Origin of the sequence: Veillonella ratti, assembly GCF_003992115.1 — a bacterium.
GTDB classification, from domain to species: Bacteria; Bacillota; Negativicutes; order Veillonellales; family Veillonellaceae; genus Veillonella_A; species Veillonella_A ratti.
Genome location: NZ_RQUX01000004.1, coordinates 92243 through 108248, shown reverse-complemented (window position 1 = coordinate 108248; position 16006 = coordinate 92243). Strand labels below are relative to the sequence as shown.

At 43.1% G+C, this 16006-nt stretch carries 16 protein-coding genes; 1 reads left to right on the top strand and 15 read right to left on the bottom strand.

Translation table 11 applies throughout. The features are described 5' to 3' along the window. Positions 1 to 82: 82 nt before the first annotated feature. The 3 genes from EO124_RS02980 to nth are packed head-to-tail and all read right to left on the bottom strand — an operon-like array spanning position 83 to position 2560. Complete coding sequence (locus EO124_RS02980) at positions 83 to 388, bottom strand: YdbC family protein (protein ID WP_021841493.1); 306 nt, start codon at positions 386 to 388, stop codon at positions 83 to 85. Between the two features lie 50 nt (positions 389 to 438). After that, complete coding sequence (locus EO124_RS02975) at positions 439 to 1920, bottom strand: hypothetical protein (protein WP_127058266.1); 1482 nt, start codon at positions 1918 to 1920, stop codon at positions 439 to 441. A gap of 1 nt (position 1921) precedes the next feature. After that, on the bottom strand, positions 1922 to 2560 hold the full coding sequence (gene nth / locus EO124_RS02970) for an endonuclease III (RefSeq protein ID WP_021841491.1): 639 nt from the start codon (positions 2558 to 2560) through the stop codon (positions 1922 to 1924). A gap of 254 nt (positions 2561 to 2814) precedes the next feature. On the opposite strand from nth, the gene EO124_RS02965 reads away from it, so the two are divergent. Next, complete coding sequence (locus tag EO124_RS02965; RefSeq protein WP_127058265.1) at positions 2815 to 3057, top strand: DUF896 domain-containing protein; 243 nt, start codon at positions 2815 to 2817, stop codon at positions 3055 to 3057. 71 nt (positions 3058 to 3128) lie between these two features. Here the strand turns inward: EO124_RS02965 and EO124_RS02960 are convergent, their stop codons facing one another. The 12 genes from EO124_RS02960 to EO124_RS02905 form a co-directional block, all read right to left on the bottom strand. Further along, positions 3129 to 4373, bottom strand: coding sequence for a pyridoxal phosphate-dependent aminotransferase (locus EO124_RS02960; RefSeq protein ID WP_438873611.1), 1245 nt, complete (start codon positions 4371 to 4373; stop codon positions 3129 to 3131). Positions 4374 to 4726: 353 nt separating this feature from the next. After that, the gene (locus EO124_RS02955) at positions 4727 to 5305 is read right to left on the bottom strand and encodes a putative outer membrane beta-barrel protein (RefSeq protein ID WP_021841488.1); all 579 of its coding nucleotides are present in this window, start codon (positions 5303 to 5305) and stop codon (positions 4727 to 4729) included. Between the two features lie 43 nt (positions 5306 to 5348). After that, the gene (ftsZ, locus tag EO124_RS02950) at positions 5349 to 6350 is read right to left on the bottom strand and encodes a cell division protein FtsZ (protein WP_021841487.1); all 1002 of its coding nucleotides are present in this window, start codon (positions 6348 to 6350) and stop codon (positions 5349 to 5351) included. Positions 6351 to 6494: 144 nt separating this feature from the next. Further along, positions 6495 to 6839 (bottom strand): small basic family protein, encoded by a 345-nt coding sequence (locus tag EO124_RS02945; RefSeq protein ID WP_127058263.1) that lies wholly within the window; start codon positions 6837 to 6839, stop codon positions 6495 to 6497. Then, complete coding sequence (locus EO124_RS02940; RefSeq protein WP_127058262.1) at positions 6839 to 7534, bottom strand: DUF881 domain-containing protein; 696 nt, start codon at positions 7532 to 7534, stop codon at positions 6839 to 6841. Before EO124_RS02940 ends, EO124_RS02945 begins: the two co-directional genes overlap by 1 nt. 21 nt (positions 7535 to 7555) lie before the next feature. Beyond that, complete coding sequence (locus EO124_RS02935; protein WP_127058261.1) at positions 7556 to 8527, bottom strand: cell division protein FtsQ/DivIB; 972 nt, start codon at positions 8525 to 8527, stop codon at positions 7556 to 7558. Between the two features lie 19 nt (positions 8528 to 8546). Further along, on the bottom strand, positions 8547 to 9479 hold the full coding sequence (locus EO124_RS02930; protein WP_127058260.1) for a D-alanine--D-alanine ligase: 933 nt from the start codon (positions 9477 to 9479) through the stop codon (positions 8547 to 8549). Between the two features lie 2 nt (positions 9480 to 9481). Beyond that, positions 9482 to 10855: a UDP-N-acetylmuramate--L-alanine ligase gene (murC, locus tag EO124_RS02925; protein WP_127058259.1), complete on the bottom strand. Its 1374-nt coding sequence runs from the start codon at positions 10853 to 10855 to the stop codon at positions 9482 to 9484. Positions 10856 to 10876: 21 nt separating this feature from the next. Next, positions 10877 to 11983, bottom strand: a complete 1107-nt coding sequence (gene murG, locus EO124_RS02920; protein ID WP_127058258.1) for an undecaprenyldiphospho-muramoylpentapeptide beta-N-acetylglucosaminyltransferase — start codon at positions 11981 to 11983, stop codon at positions 10877 to 10879. Positions 11984 to 11985: 2 nt separating this feature from the next. Beyond that, positions 11986 to 13368, bottom strand: coding sequence for a UDP-N-acetylmuramoyl-L-alanine--D-glutamate ligase (gene murD, locus EO124_RS02915; protein ID WP_127058257.1), 1383 nt, complete (start codon positions 13366 to 13368; stop codon positions 11986 to 11988). Between the two features lie 12 nt (positions 13369 to 13380). Further along, positions 13381 to 14343, bottom strand: coding sequence for a phospho-N-acetylmuramoyl-pentapeptide-transferase (mraY, locus tag EO124_RS02910; RefSeq protein ID WP_127058256.1), 963 nt, complete (start codon positions 14341 to 14343; stop codon positions 13381 to 13383). A gap of 285 nt (positions 14344 to 14628) precedes the next feature. Then, positions 14629 to 16005 carry a UDP-N-acetylmuramoyl-tripeptide--D-alanyl-D-alanine ligase gene (locus EO124_RS02905; protein WP_127058255.1) on the bottom strand — a complete coding sequence of 459 codons (1377 nt, stop codon included), beginning with the start codon at positions 16003 to 16005 and terminating at the stop codon, positions 14629 to 14631. Between the last annotated feature and the right edge of the window lies 1 nt (position 16006).

Below are 16006 nucleotides of genomic sequence, written 5' to 3'. Positions count from 1 at the left end.
CACCTCTTTCCACTGTCCAAAACTATGCTTATTGATTATATCATGGACAATCAGTTAATGCAACTCATTACTTAAATTTTGCTTATTCGTCAGCGGAGTCCTTTTCGGCCGCTTTTTCAGCTGCTTTGGCAGCTTGACGTTCTGCTACGGATTCTTCGTAAGCCGCTTCTAAATCCACTTCATTCAATAAATCGCGAAGCGCCACGATTTCTTCGAGCGATAAGGTAATCCCCTTAGTCATACCATTATATTCACTGTCCCAGGAACGAAGGTCGAATTTAGGATTATAACGCCCCCAACTGGTGCAAGTAAGTTGCTTTTTCCACCCATCTTTATTTTCAGATAAGGTGCCTAATACTTTATAGATTTCAAAATTTACAACTGCCATGTCTTACCTCCTTATCTAACTCTATACTTTATCCCACTTAGACTTTCTTGTCAATCACTCTCAGTTGGATTTGGTACAATTTCTTTGGCTATGGCTTCAATCTCTGCCTGCCAATCGGCATCAGCCTTAGCTAAGGCCGCTTTACGAGCCGCCCGGGCTTTTTCAAAACGAGTGGCCAATTCTGTCAACGGTTCTTCTTTAATAATTTGACGACGCACACTACCCATCAACTGCAATAAGGCTTCCGGCGTCAACACCATTTGAGCCAGCTTGGTTAAAACCTGTTCCCCCTGTAGACTGCGGAAATAGGTATACCAGATATAAGCAGCCTCCGGATTGGTAAACATCCAATACGCTGTATCCTCCTCGGCCACTTTGCTTTGTTCCATGAGTTCCGCATAAGAATCTTCGTCCAAGGTTTCACCTGCTTTGCGACCTTCGTGATCAACCAGTTTTAATTGAACCTCAGTACCCTGACGTTCTAATTCCAAGCGGGTCGCTTCAAAAGCATTAAATACTTTTTGTACATATAAAGGAACTTTAGGATCTTTGGACGTAAAACCGTCTTCACCCAATGTCGGTAATTGAGCTTTCATAGCCGGTTCTATACCGCATAGTGATAAGGCATACTGCACCATAGAGAAAGTATCCATAGAAGCCAAAACTTCATGAGGCAAAGCAATAAACGGTGTGGAACGCCATGTTTCCCCCATTACTTCACGAATCTCAAGGGCTACTTTTTTAACCGAACGATTCGTGTACACAAATTCATAAGTGCCCAGCGGTGCCCATTCACGAATTGATTCCAAACGTGGTTGCAACAACATATACTGAACGGCCATGCGATTCATACCCACTTGGTCCTGAATGGCACTAATCGGAATGAAGTAGTGGGCTGTACCCAGTTCTGTAATATTGCCTACCCGATTAGCCAATTCCTGCATAATTTCAACCGGTGCTCGGAACAAGCCGGTAGACGCCGCTACAATATGGTCAAAAATAACATCTTCCGGCCATTCATCAATAACCGGAGCCAACGGATAGAGCTGTTTAAATAAATTATAGCATGTTTCGGATGACGTATATAATAATAAACGCTCTGATGGAATAGCTTGCAAAATTTCTTCTGCCAAGGCGGCATATTCTTCAATATTGGCAAAGAGGATAATACCTTCCGAATTCTTGTGGAATTCAATAATGTCTTTAAACGGCAGGCGCCACTGTTCACCGGCCGCAATGCCTTCCACATAGCCCGTCTCCGTAATAAAGTCCATTACTTCTACGGCAAAAGAAGGGCCGTATACAGATTCAAAGGCTACTTGATCGTAAGGAAGTTCGCCAAAAACTTCAACTGTACTTTGCTGCGCCAATTCATATAATTTATCACCCGTAATCCCCCACTGGCGTACTTCGGGACTAGTCTGAAGTATTTGATCCAGTACGCGAAAACGCAATAATTCCGTTACCATTGCGCTACCGGTAACACCGATTGCTTTAAACTTCTTTATAAGTGATTGCATTGCTTCCTTCATATTATGCCTCCTTACCGGCTGACGGACACACATGAGCTAACGGACATTCGCCGCACAAAGGCTTTCTGGCCTTACAAACTTTACGACCATGCCAAATAATCCAATGATGGGCAGCACTCCATTTTTCCATCGGAATTGCTTTCTTGAGCTTTTCTTCTACCTCTTCCGGCGTTTTACCACGAGCCAACCCCAAACGATTAGACACCCTAAATACATGAGTATCTACGGCAATAGCCGGTGTATCAAATAATACCGACACCAACACATTGGCCGTTTTACGCCCTACGCCGGGCAATTCTACTAATTTGTCAAACTCATGGGGCACTTCACCGCCATAAGTATTAACCAAAATATCACAGGTTTTTATTAAATTTGCCGCTTTCGCCCGATAGAGACCGCAGTCGCGAATTAAAACTTCCAGCTTAGCCGTTCCCAACGCCAACATGTCGGCCGGATCACTGTAAGTCGGAAATAATCGAGCCGTAATAATATTAACTCGTTCATCCGTACATTGTGCGGACAACACGACGGCTACGAGCAATTCAAACGGGCTGTTATAATGCAAGGCAGGTTTCGCATCTTTATAGACGGTTTCCAAAATAGCTATTTGTTCTGCCTTAATAGCTTTCGTTACACGCATTCTGTCTTCTATGCTCCATTTATCTATCTTAGAATACTCATTCAAAATAATTTATAAATCTAAATAACATTACTTATTCAAAATAGTTTACCTTTATAAGATAACGTATCCATTCAAAATAATTTGTCATTCGACATCAATTATATCATTACTCATGATGTAACGGCAAACGGCTTGACTGAATATGCTATAATGAATATGAAAAGTTCGTATTGAGAATTTTATGAAAATAAATAATTTACATGGAGGATTTTATGGAAATAAATGACGTTTTAGCGCGCATCAACGAATTAGCCCATAAGAAAAAATCCGGTCAGGAATTAACAGAAGCCGAACTAGTAGAAAAAAAAGAATTATATCGCATCTACTTGGACTTCATTCGCGGCCAGGTTATATCTCAAATGGATCGTGTTTCATTCGTTGACGAAAAAGGTAATATTACCAGTGCCAAAGATATTGCGGCTGCCAAACAGGCTAAAAATACAAAATTAAGCTAATACACCAAAACATTAAACTAAGTAAAAAGAAAATCCGGTGATCACCCTGTGTTCACCGGATTTTTTACATTCTATAAATGACCTAAGCGGTGCATTACGTCATATACAATCTTCGCTAAGCCGCGCATTTGTTTTTTAGGAATGCTGCAAGCAGCAATACGAACGCCATGTTTCAAAGCAATAACATAAACATGTTCTTTAGTAAGTTCTTCCACAACTTCTTTAGCATGTTCGGTCGGAATGGTTAAGAAGAAACCACCGCAATATGGCAAGCATGGCAAGCCTAATTCTTTAGCTTCCTCAGTAAAAATGTGAGCACGTTCTTGAACTAGTTCACAGTATTCGGCACGTTCCGCTTCATGAGCAGCCAATTTAGCCGGATCCATAACAATATTGGCCATGGTGCGCATGGCAGGACGGCAAATATTAGACCAAGTAGCACGCGATGTTAACGCATTAATTTCCTTAAATTCAGCAGCAACCTCAGCATCGGCGGTAATACCAATCATAGCCCCTACACGCTGACCATACATGGTAAAACCTTTAGATAAGCTGTAACATGCTACTACCAAAATTTCTTTTGGCAATTGACTGAATTTTTTGAAGAAACGGCGAACGGTCTGCTTTTCACCGGAATAATCGATATAAGCTACGTCACAAGCGATGATAAATTTATTTTTACCATTGCCGATTAATTCTTTAGCAAATGCAATGACTTTATCCCAATCTTCATCGGTTAAGCTGAAACCGGTCGGGTTATTCCCCGGCGAGTTGAAGATAGTCACTACGTTTTCCTGTTTAGCCGCTACTTCCAATACTTTAGCCTTGAAGCCTTCGAAGTTAAACTTCAATTCCGCATCGAATAAAGGATAGGTTTCCAAGTGGCGATGATTGTCACCGCAAATTTGTTCATACGCGCCCCAATACCAATCGGCAGTCAAAACGATATCTTCAGGATTTGTATAATTGTGTACCAAGTGATGAATCCCACCTGTACCACCGGCCGTGGCCACCGCTTCTATTAAAGCATCCGGTCTGGATTCGCCAAAACATTCGCTTTTAGCGGCTTCCAAGAATTCAGGTAACCCTGCAATCGGTGCATATGCCACATATTCATTACGCGGCAAGTTTAAATATTCTTTTTCTACAGCTTTTAAAAAGACAATGTTACCTTCTTCGTCCATAATGGAGCCCAAGGTACCGTTAAGCACATTTTCTTTGCCATTAAGTTTTGCATCTTCCTGTGCGCGTGCATTCATGACAAAAATGTTATCTTTCGCTTTTTTTCCCCTTGCGTGTGTTGCTGCCATACTCATAGTCATAACCGACACCATCCCATCTGATATTAATCAATTCCTTACTTAATAATAGCGGAAAAAAAAGCCACTTACAAGAGCAAGACGTTGAAAAATGACAAAAATATGCTGTTTTTAGAAAAGAATATTGTATACAATATAGGCTATGCATAAATCATGTTTAAGAAGCAAGTTAGCGTGTACTTTAGTGCATAAGAAATCTATCTTTTTTATTTTTTTGCATACAAAAAACCGTGAATATTACCCAAAAGGATAAATATTCACGGTTTAAATTGCTTATAGCGTGTTCACGAAGTATGTGACACAAATTCTTTCTCTGTGTTTACATTACCTGTAAAACATCAGTGCCGAAATTAGAAGTTGTAACCGATACCGGCATGTAAGCCTTTAACAGAACCATCGCCATTGTCTACACTGTATTTATCATATTGATAATACAAGCTAAGATCAAATTCATTATTTAATGCATAAGTAGCACCTACTTGGTAAGTATTTTTAATGTCATTACCAAAGCCTACTTTGGCAAAACCTTGAAGGCGATCTGCCAATGGCATATGACCGATTACCCCAACTTGTAAACCGGTTTCGTTGTCACCACCGGCTTTAATATAAGTACCGCCAACATAACCATTAAAGTTAGGATGGAATTCATAAACAGCATTTAACTGATGATCTTTTACATCACTGCTCTGATCAAGATTTACTTTATTATAAGAATACTGCAAAGCCCATTTGTCAGTTAAACCAGTCTGTAAATTAACGCCGAAACCATCAGCATGACCGCTTTCACCGGTTACACTCTGGGAGAAGCTGTATTCAACACCAATCTTGCTGTCACCTTCGTTAATGTCTGTTACAGGCACAGCAGCTGCGAAGGCAGCACCTGTTAACATTGTAGCAGCTAAAGTAGCAACTAACACTTTCTTGTTCATAGAATTACCTCCTCTGTACACACATACACGCCTAACAATCAACTTAGCGTTTCATAAATGTAGGGATTTCAGGGCCTACACCGAATGGAGATTTAACAGCACCTGTTTTAGGTTGTGCGCCGAAGCCCGTAGCTACAACAGTAATCTGTACACGATCTCCTAAGTTTTCATCTATAACGGAACCGAAGATAATATTAGCTTCAGGATCCGCTGCTTCGGAAATGATTTCAGCTGCTTCGTTAATTTCGAACAAGCTCAAATCACCGCTACCGGTAATATTCAAGAGAATGCCTTTGGCACCTTCGATGGAAGTTTCCAACAATGGGCTGTTAATAGCCATTTTGGCAGCATCAACAGCGCGGTTTTCACCTTCGCCGATACCGATACCCATAAGAGCTTCGCCTTGGTTAGTCATGATAGTTTTAACGTCAGCGAAGTCAAGGTTAATAAGACCAGGTACGGTAATCAAATCGGAAATCCCCTTGATACCTTGACGAAGCACGTCATCAGCTGTACGGAAAGCTTCGTTCAAAGGAGTTTTCTTATCAACAACTTGTAATAATTTATCATTAGGAATTACGATAATGGTATCCACTTTGCTGGTGAGCATTTCAATACCTTTATCAGCCTGGTTTTTACGACGTTTACCTTCAAATGTGAACGGTTTAGTTACTACGCCAACAGTTAAGGCGCCCATTTCACGTGCACATTCAGCTACGATAGGAGCCGCACCGGTACCGGTACCGCCACCCATGCCTGCGGTTACAAAGACCATGTCGGAACCAGAAAGGGCTTTAGTAATTTCTTCACGACTTTCTTGGGCTGCTTCTTCGCCAACCTGCGGGTTAGCACCGGCGCCAAGACCTTTAGTCAATTTTTCACCTAATTGAATTTTTATATCTGCTTTAGAGTTATCCAAAGCTTGTGTTTCTGTATTAGCTACAAGGAAATCTACACCTTGAAGACCACTGTCAATCATACGATTTACGGCGTTACTTCCGCCGCCACCAACACCAATAACTTTAATATTTGCGAATTCCGACATTTACGTTCCTCCTCCTGTTGCCCGTAAAATTTATATGCCCTTTATTTCAAACAACATGATTATGTTCAATACTATTATAACTAGTTTCATTTCATTTTACACTATTTTTTTTATTTTTTCTACTCTTTTACAATAAAGTATACCTTATTTTGTGCGTCTTGACAAAAGCAAACGTCGAATGGCTGCGGTATTTTGAAATAAACGCAAACCAAAGCTGATGAGTGCTACATAATAAAGGTCAATGCCCACAAAATTTCCCAGGAATACCAAGAGTGCGGCCAATAGTGAATTGGAAAAGAACCCGGTCAGAAATATCGACAAATTAAATATTCGTTCCAAAGCGGCACGAGTGCCACCAAATACACTGTCTAAAGCGGCCAACAAAGCTACCGATGTATACTTGGCATACACCGGTGGGATTTCAAGCGGTGACATTACACCGATAATAATACCCACTACCAAGCCTCCGACGATAAATAAGTACATCATTATTTTTTATCGCCTCCTTGCTTGACTACCTTTAAATGGTCTTCTTTAAAAGTACCGTTAAAAGCAGGCACAATCATCTGATCCACTTCCTGAATCTTCAGCTCAATGCCCCAATACTTCAAAGACTCAACCACACCGCCACGCATGGTGAGCGCTGCGGATAAAGTCTTCGGGTCCCCGATGGCCTTAATTACAAAGGGAGGTCCAAACACTTTACCGTTAACCATGACCGTCGGTCCCGCACAGCGAACTTCCGATGTGCCGGTTAACCGTTGGTCGTTAACTGCAATGGCCTCTGCCCCGCCGGCTCGTAATTCATTTAGAACACGCAAAAGGTCTTCGTCATGAATTAAGTATAGGTTCGGGTTCTCATTGTCTTTTACCGGTATTTTACTGTCATTAATAGTGATTATCACACCGGGTCCGGTCACATCTGTAAGGCCGGCCCGTTGCTTCAATAAATTGATGTCGCTGACCACACTGGCCGACGCATCACCCTTTTGTATTTTTTCTAATTGTTGCCGCAGCTCATCACCTTCTTTTTCCGCCGCGGTCAGTTCACGTGCTAAATCTCCTGTTCGCTGCAAATGAATATTGCTTTCCGCTATGCTTTGCGTCATTTTATATTGACCAACCAACATAATCCCCAGCAACATGCTTACAGCCGCTATTGCCCAACGACCTTGCTTTAACATGCTTCCTCTTCCATTATTCCCTTAAGGCGTCTTAATAAACGGCGCCTTTACATTGACATCCAAATATTGTGCTGCCACACCTCGAGCCTTCACATCACGCAGCATATTTTCAGATAAAGGCCCTTTTTTATCCATATCCGATGTATCGCCTAAATGAAGTGGCAATCCATCTACCGTATAAGCAATTAACTGATTAACATCACCTACATTAATTTCGGCAATCTCCTTACGACCTTCATCACTTAATGAATTCAAATACGACAAAGCCCCTTTAATGACCGGCGTATCAATTGTATCACCTAATAATACATTGCCCAATTTGATACCGGAGATAATCGTAGCCGACGTATCTTCGATGGCCGGGCCAATATTAATAACTTGACCTTTCGCATCCAAGGTGGCAAAACCGAACTGCGTCGCCACTACCGCTGCCGGTCGACGTTCTGTTACATTCACTTGTAAAGTAAGCGGCAATACATACGTTACTTTAACTGAGTCTACCCGCAAATCATGCTGTAACCGTTCTTCTAACTGGCCGGCATTAATCTGCAACAAGTTAATCGGATAGCGTATATTACCGGCCGCCATCACATCTGATACAGTTACATTCTTACTACCCGTCACTGTTATTGTGCCAAACGGAATCGGCAAAATAAATAAAAGCAACCATAGTAACAATAAGCCCCCGCCGATTAAAACAACGCGACGACGCCATGCATGAGGATGTTTCGGTAGCTCCGGCGGTTCGCCACCATCGCGATAATACCCGTTTTCATCATTACCGTCCGGTGATGAATAGGCACCATCAAAATCATATAAAGGTCGATTCGCCCCACTGTGGTTCCTTGGCGAATGTACCGATTGTTGCTCCCCATGGTAATTCGGCGAAGAATAGCCCCCCGATGATTGTTCACCGGGCGGTCTGAATGTGGCCGTAGGATTTGGTTTTACCGCCTCCACCGGACCGGAATAGTGCCGATTATCTCTATTCATCTCAGTATCTCCAGTTTACTTAAAACTTACCTAAACCGGCGGTGAGCAGAATTTTTTCACATAAGGTAGGGAAATCCATCCCCATAGCTTTAGCGGATTTTGGTACCAAGGAGGTCGCCGTCATGCCCGGAATCGTATTATATTCCAACACAAACGCTTCCCCAGCCTTATTGGTCATGAAGTCGATGCGAATTACGCCGGAGCATTGCAATTCACGATATACAGTTTCACCGATAGCCTGTAATTTTTTAGTTAACACTTCATCAATCGGAGCCGGTACCAAATAATCGGTAGCGCCGGTCGTATATTTTGAAGTGTAATCATATTCACCGGAATGTGGTCTGATTTCGATAACCGGTAAGGCTTTGCCTTCCAATACGGGAACTGTAAATTCATGACCGTCCAAATACTGTTCTACCACCAAAATATTATCATATACGAGAGCTTCTTTTACACCTGCCGTAAGTTCGCTATCGTCGCGTACAATAGTTACGCCGATGCTGGAACCTTGGGTAGCCGGTTTCAAAACAACCGGTAATGTAAAATTAGCTTTAATATCTGCAACAATATCAACTTCATTTTGTGCTGCTGCATTATAAGATTTTGCCGTAGCCGTCGGAATGCCGGCGCCTACAAACACATCTTTACTGATTTTTTTATTCATGCCTACGGCTTGCGCCATAACGCCGGAACCGGTATACGGGATGCCGGCCATTTCAAGTAAGCCTTGAAGCGCCCCGTCTTCACCAAACTTACCGTGTAATGCATTGAATACGATTTCGCCGCCTAATGCTTTAATATCCGCTAATAATTGTTCCGGTACCAATTCCAAAGTTTGAGCATCATACCCTAAACTACATAACGCTTCCGCAATAGCTGCACCGGTTCGACGAGATACTTCTGCTTCTTTAGAAGGACCACCCATTAATACGATAATTTTTTTATTTTTCATGATTATTCCTCTTCCAATGCTGCCAATAATTTAGGTCCGTATTGACTAATGCTGCCGGCGCCCATAGTAATTACCAAATCATCAGGTTGTAAAATTTGTTTTACCGTTTGCGGCACATCATTTACATCCGCAATATAATGAACATCCTGACCGGTAGTAGCTTTCACCATATCCGGAATGGAATGGCCGTCAATACCGGCAATCGGATCTTCACCGGCACTGTAAATATCGGTGATAAATAATACGTCCGCATTCACAAAAGCTTTGCCGAATTCTTTTAACAATAAATTCGTACGGGTAAAACGATGTGGTTGGAATACACAAACTACGCGATGTGATTCCAAGGCTTTGGCCGCACTCAAAGTAGCTGCAATTTCTGTCGGATGATGTGCATAATCGTCAACTACCCAAACGCCCTTAACATGACCTTTCGTTTCAAAACGACGTTTAGCACCGGTAAATTTAGCTAATGCGGCCACAACTACGTCGGCCGGAATGCCGCAATCGGTAGCCATAACAAAAGCGCCCAAGGAATTTAACGCATTATGCGTACCCGGCACTTTAAGGCGAATAGTGGCAATCACTTCATCACCCTTCATGGCTTCATATACCAAAATGCTCTTTTCGTAATGAATATTACGCGCCCGGTAATCATTAGTTTCACCGAGACCGTAAGTAACAAATTGACGCTCTACACGAGGCATCACTTTCTGAATCGACGGATTATCGCCACAGACAACAGCTTTACCGTCCTTAGGTAATTTACCGACAAACTCACAGAAAGCATCCAGTAAATGTTCCATCGTACCGTAGTGATCCATATGGTCATTTTCAATATTGGTAATAACGATGGCCTTCGGATTCAATTTTAAAAACGAGCCGTCACTTTCATCGGCTTCGGCGATGCTGTATTCACCGCGGCCCCACTGACTGCTGCCTCCCAAATAATCGACTTCACCGCCGATAATAACCGTAGGATCGAGACCGGCTTCCACAAAAATCTGCCCCAACATAGAGGTAGTCGTGGTTTTGCCGTGCGCACCGGCAACGGCAATGCCCTTTGTTATATCCAACACGGCTTTAACGATATCGGAGCGATGTAAAATAGGGATCTGTAATTCGTGAGCCGCCATAAGTTCCGGATTATCGGCGTGAATAGCCGTAGAACGAACTACCGCATCAACCCCTTTTACATAGTCCGCATTGTGACCGATATGAATGGTAGCGCCCATTTTACGGAAACGCTCTGTCACGGCCGACTCCTGAATATCGGAACCGGATACTTCAAACCCCTGACTGATTAAAATGTTGGCAATGGCCCGCATACCTGAGCCGGCAATGCCGATAAGATGTATTTTATGAATACCATTTAACATGGTGCAATCTCTCCTTATTCTTTATTTTGCAATTTCCAGCGCTAATTGGGCTATATCGTGAGCCGCCGCCGGTTTACCCAACGACTTGGCTGCCGCCGACATATGCCCCAATTCATGCGGATTGTTCATGAAGAATTCGATTTCACCAATCAAATCTTTACCTTGTAACATTTTATCCACAATCATACGAGCCGCTCCGGCACTTACCAACGCCCGCGCATTATACGTTTGATGATCTTCCGCCGCATACGGGTACGGAATTAAAATTGACGGAATGCCTCGCACCGTAAGTTCCGCAAGGCCAACCGCGCCGGCACGAAATACGGCTAAATCGGCTGCCGCCAAGGCTTTCGGCATTTCATGCAAATACGGCAAAATTATTGATGAATCACTGTAGGCCTCGCCGTCTTTAATATGCAATGCTTCAAGGACCCGATCATACTCACCGGACCCGGTTACATGAATCAATTTAATGCCTTTACGGTTTTTAAAATACTCATGTACTTCAATCATGGCTGTATTAATACTACGTGCCCCGCGAGAGCCGCCGGCAATAAGTACGGCAAACTCATCATCTTTTAAGTTAAAAAACTCACGGCCTTCCTCTCTGGTATCAACCAATACTTCCGGTCGCACCGGATTACCGGTATAGACAAGCTGCTTCGCCTTAGGAAATGCTTTTTTCGCATCTTCAAAACCAACCGCTACTACATCGACAAAACGGCTCAGGATTTTATTCGTAATACCGCCTATGGTATTTTGTTCCTGAATAAGGGTCGGCACATTGCGAAGTGCGGCGGCCAACAAAATCGGACCGCACACATAACCGCCGGTACCGATTACGATATCCGGTTTAAACTCCGAAATAATACGCCCGGCCTGCCACAAAGAACTGAGCGTTTTGCCCAAGGTCACCAACGCATGCCATGACAAATTACGATTTAGACCTTCTACCGGTAATGTTTTAAAAGGAATTCCCTCTTTAGGCACCAAAGTAGCTTCGAGGCCTTTATCGGTCCCGATATATAAGAATTCAGCCTCCGTCATAGCGGCTATTTCTTTATAAATGGTAATGGCAGGATAAATGTGACCACCCGTGCCACCTCCTGAAATAATTATACGCTTCATGACTAAGACCCCTTCTTATTAGCCAACATATCAGCTAATGCCTGTACTTCATTTTTAAAATCATCGCCTCGTTCTTCAAAACAATGATACCAGTCAAAACTGGAACATGCAGGTGATAATAAAACCACATCACCCGGTTTCGCCAATTCATGACCTTTAGCTACCGCTTCGGCCATAGAACGGACGCGCACAATGTTTTCAACGCCGGCCGCTTTAGCGGCTTCTTCAAAACGCGCTGCCGCATCACCCATGAGAACCAAGGCTTTGGCATGGGTTTTAACCATAGCCATAAAATCGGTTAAATCCGTCATCTTATCATAGCCACCGGCCAACAAAACAACGGGTTCTTTAAACGATTCTAAGGCTTTAATGGCAGAATCTGTATTGGTTGCCTTCGAATCATTAAAATAAGTAGCTCCATCAATAACCGTAACCCGTTCCAAACGATGTTCCACAGCTTTAAAGTTAGCGATTACATCATGCAGTTGTGCTGCGGTAATACCTAAATCATACGCCAAAGCAATGACTGCCAAAATATTTTCAATATTATGGCGACCCGGCAAATGAATATCCGCCGTGCTGATAACAGCTTCCGCTTCATTATTACGAACGGCAAACAACTGATTATCCGCAAAATACGCTCCATCCGTCACACCATGTTCCTGACTGATGCAAAGTACTTTGCCCGGTACGCGCGGTACCATCCCCGCCACTAAGGGATCGTCCATATTGAGGACAGTTCGCTCCTTCGATGTTTGTTGCTTAAAAATATTCTCTTTAGCAGCCTGATAGGCTTCCATGGTTTTATGGCGCTGCAAGTGATCCGGCGTAATATTTAACATGATGGCACCCAACGGTTTAAATGTTTTTACCGTTTCCAATTGGTAGCTGGAAACTTCCGCCACCAAATAACCGTCAGCCGGAATTTCATAAGCGGCTTCACTCAATGAATCGCCAATATTACCGCCCACCATTACAGGTCGACCGGTTTGTTTCATAACTTCGCCCAATAAAGTGGTGGTCGTAGTTTTTCCATTGGTGCCGGTAACGGCAAGAATAGGTGCTTTGGAAATGTCGTAGGCCACTTCCACTTCACCTACAATATCCATGTCCCGTTTAGCCGCTTCCACTAAAATAGGAATGGTAAGGGCAATCCCCGGTGATACTACAATACGATCGATAGCCGCCAATAAATCATTATCCTGGCGGCCGGTAATAACGGTTACATGAGCCTCTTCCAATAGTGCCTTTTCAGCCGATGTAAACGCAATTTCTTTATAATCGTTTAAAGTAACGTCAGCCCCCATTAATCCCAACACATGAGCGGCACCGATGCCGCTCCGACCTGCGCCTAACACTAAAATTCGTTTACCCTTGTACTCCATGATTACGCCTACCTATCGCATTACATAAATTAACAAACCACATACGGCAAACAAGCAACTGCCAAGCCAGAAACGGCTTACCACTTTTTGCTCACTCCAACCGGACAATTCGAAATGATGATGAATCGGACTCATTTTGAAAACGCGTACACCACGTGTTTTAAAGGATACCACCTGAATAATAACGGACAATGCTTCCATTACGAAAATACCGCCGATAATGATGAGCAATAATTCCGTTTTAGTTAAAATAGCCATGCCCGCAAAGGCACCGCCCAATGCCAAGGAACCGGTATCACCCATGAATACCTTAGCCGGATTAGAGTTGAAATATAAGAACCCCAGTACGGCACCGCAAAGTGCAATACCGAAGAAGGACACACTCGGCTGTAACGCCAACATACCGATAACGGTGTAAGCAATAGCCGCAGCCGCCGACGTACCGGCTGCCAACCCGTCAAGACCGTCAGTCAAGTTAACGGCATTCGTAGTCCCCACGATAATGATAAATACCAATACATAGTACATCATGCCTAAATCGAAGGTAGTATTTACAAACGGAACCCAGACGGTGGTAGGAATTACCATCACTTCCGTTGCAATATAGCAGAATACGGCAGACATAATAATCTGACCCAATAATTTCTGTTTAGCCGTAAGACCTAAATTACGTTTTTTCACGGACTTAATGAAATCATCTAAGAAGCCCAGCAGGCCATGACCTAATGTCAAAAACAACAATACCCACGTAGCCATTTGAAACGGTGCGAATACAAGAACTGTTATCACCATCGCCAAAAGCATGAAAATGCCACCCATCGTCGGGGTGCCCGCCTTAGCTAAATGGGCTTGCGGCCCGTCTTCACGTATGCTTTGTTGTGCATGTAACTGCCGTAACAACGGTATTCCTATTTTTCCGAGTATTAACGTTATTACCAAGGAAGTAATAAACGCGAATAATAATTGCATGGTCATTCGAACTATCGCTCCTTACATTACGGCCTTTATGAAGCCGATTAACTCACTATTTTTACATGGTTTTACAGATGTTGTTATCTGCTTTAGCTTTATAGAAAAACAAAGCCGCTATCTATGGTAGTACATATAAGGCTGTAATGCAAATATAATTCTCGTTTTTTTGAAAAACTTCGGCTACAAACTACCACAACCGGACAAACGTCTTTACTGAGGTGCTTAACGGTCATTACCAAGGCACTTTACGGTCTTACTTTACGTTCTTCCTTATAATAATTCTTACTTTTATTGAAGTGCCTCACGGTCTTCAAATTCATTGACTACCCGTTCCATGCGAAGGCCACGGGAGCCTTTAACCAAAATAACATCACCTTTAGCACGCACATCGCAATATACATTAACCATATCTAAATGGCTATCGCAAATTTTAGCCACGCGAATGCCTGCCGCTTTCGCTTCACGAGCAATAAATTTTGCGGCCTCACCAAAAGTATATACTTGATCGTAACCTTCCGCCACCAGTAAACGACCGATTTCACGATGATGTTCTTCGGAAAACTCACCTAGCTCCAACATATCACCGAGCATGGCAATTTTTCGTTTACCGTCGAGCTGTCCCAAGGCTTTAATCGATTCCGCCATGGACATAGGATTGGCATTATAGGCGTCATTGAGTACAACAAAGTCACCAAAGGAAACAATTTCCTGGCGCATCGGCATACCTTTAAAAGAGCCCAAGGCCTTAGCAATTTTCTGTGAAGATACACCTAAGGAACGGCCTACCGCAATAGCGGCCAGCGCATCATATACATTATGTTCCCCAATCATCGGCAAGAATACATCAAATACTTCGTCAAAACTGCGGCAAGTAAATTTAATACCGTCTTTTTTATAGCGCAATTTAAAGCCTGAAATGGTAGCTTTTTCTTTGATGCCGTAATAGATGATTTTACCTTTCGTTAAATTTCCCATCTGACGAACAAATTCATCATCTTCATTTAAAATAGCTGTTCCGTCGGCAGGAATATGTTGAATCAATTCGCTCTTGGCTTTCGCTATGTTTTCACGGGAACCTAAGAGTTCAATATGACTATTCCCTACATTCGTAATCACGCCTACCGTCGGTTCGGCGATGCGAGCCAATTCATCAATTTGACCGAGCCCGCGCATCCCCATTTCCACCACACAGGCTTCATGGTCGGCGATAAGTTGTAACAATGTTTTTGGCAAACCGATTTCATTGTTAAAGTTCTTTTCTGTTTTTAGAACATTAAACTTACTGCCCAGTACAGCGGCAATCATTTCCTTCGTCGTAGTTTTACCGGATGAGCCGGTAACAGCAACTACGGGAATATCAAAACGACGACGATGATAATTAGCTAATTGCTGATACGCCAATAGCGGTGAAGCTACTTCAATGCAGATAAGATCTTTGGCAGTATGCCCCGGTTTTACCAAGGCACCGAGCGCTCCGTTAGCCCGGGCTTGCGGCAAAAAATCATGCCCGTCAAAAGTGTCACCCGTCAAAGCAACAAATAGCGAACCTTCTTCAATGGTACGTGTATCGGTGGATACATTAGTAAATACTGTTGTTTCACTTGCTTTCCCGTTGTAGGTACCGCCTGTTACGGTCAACACCTCCCGGAGCGTAAACTCTGCCATT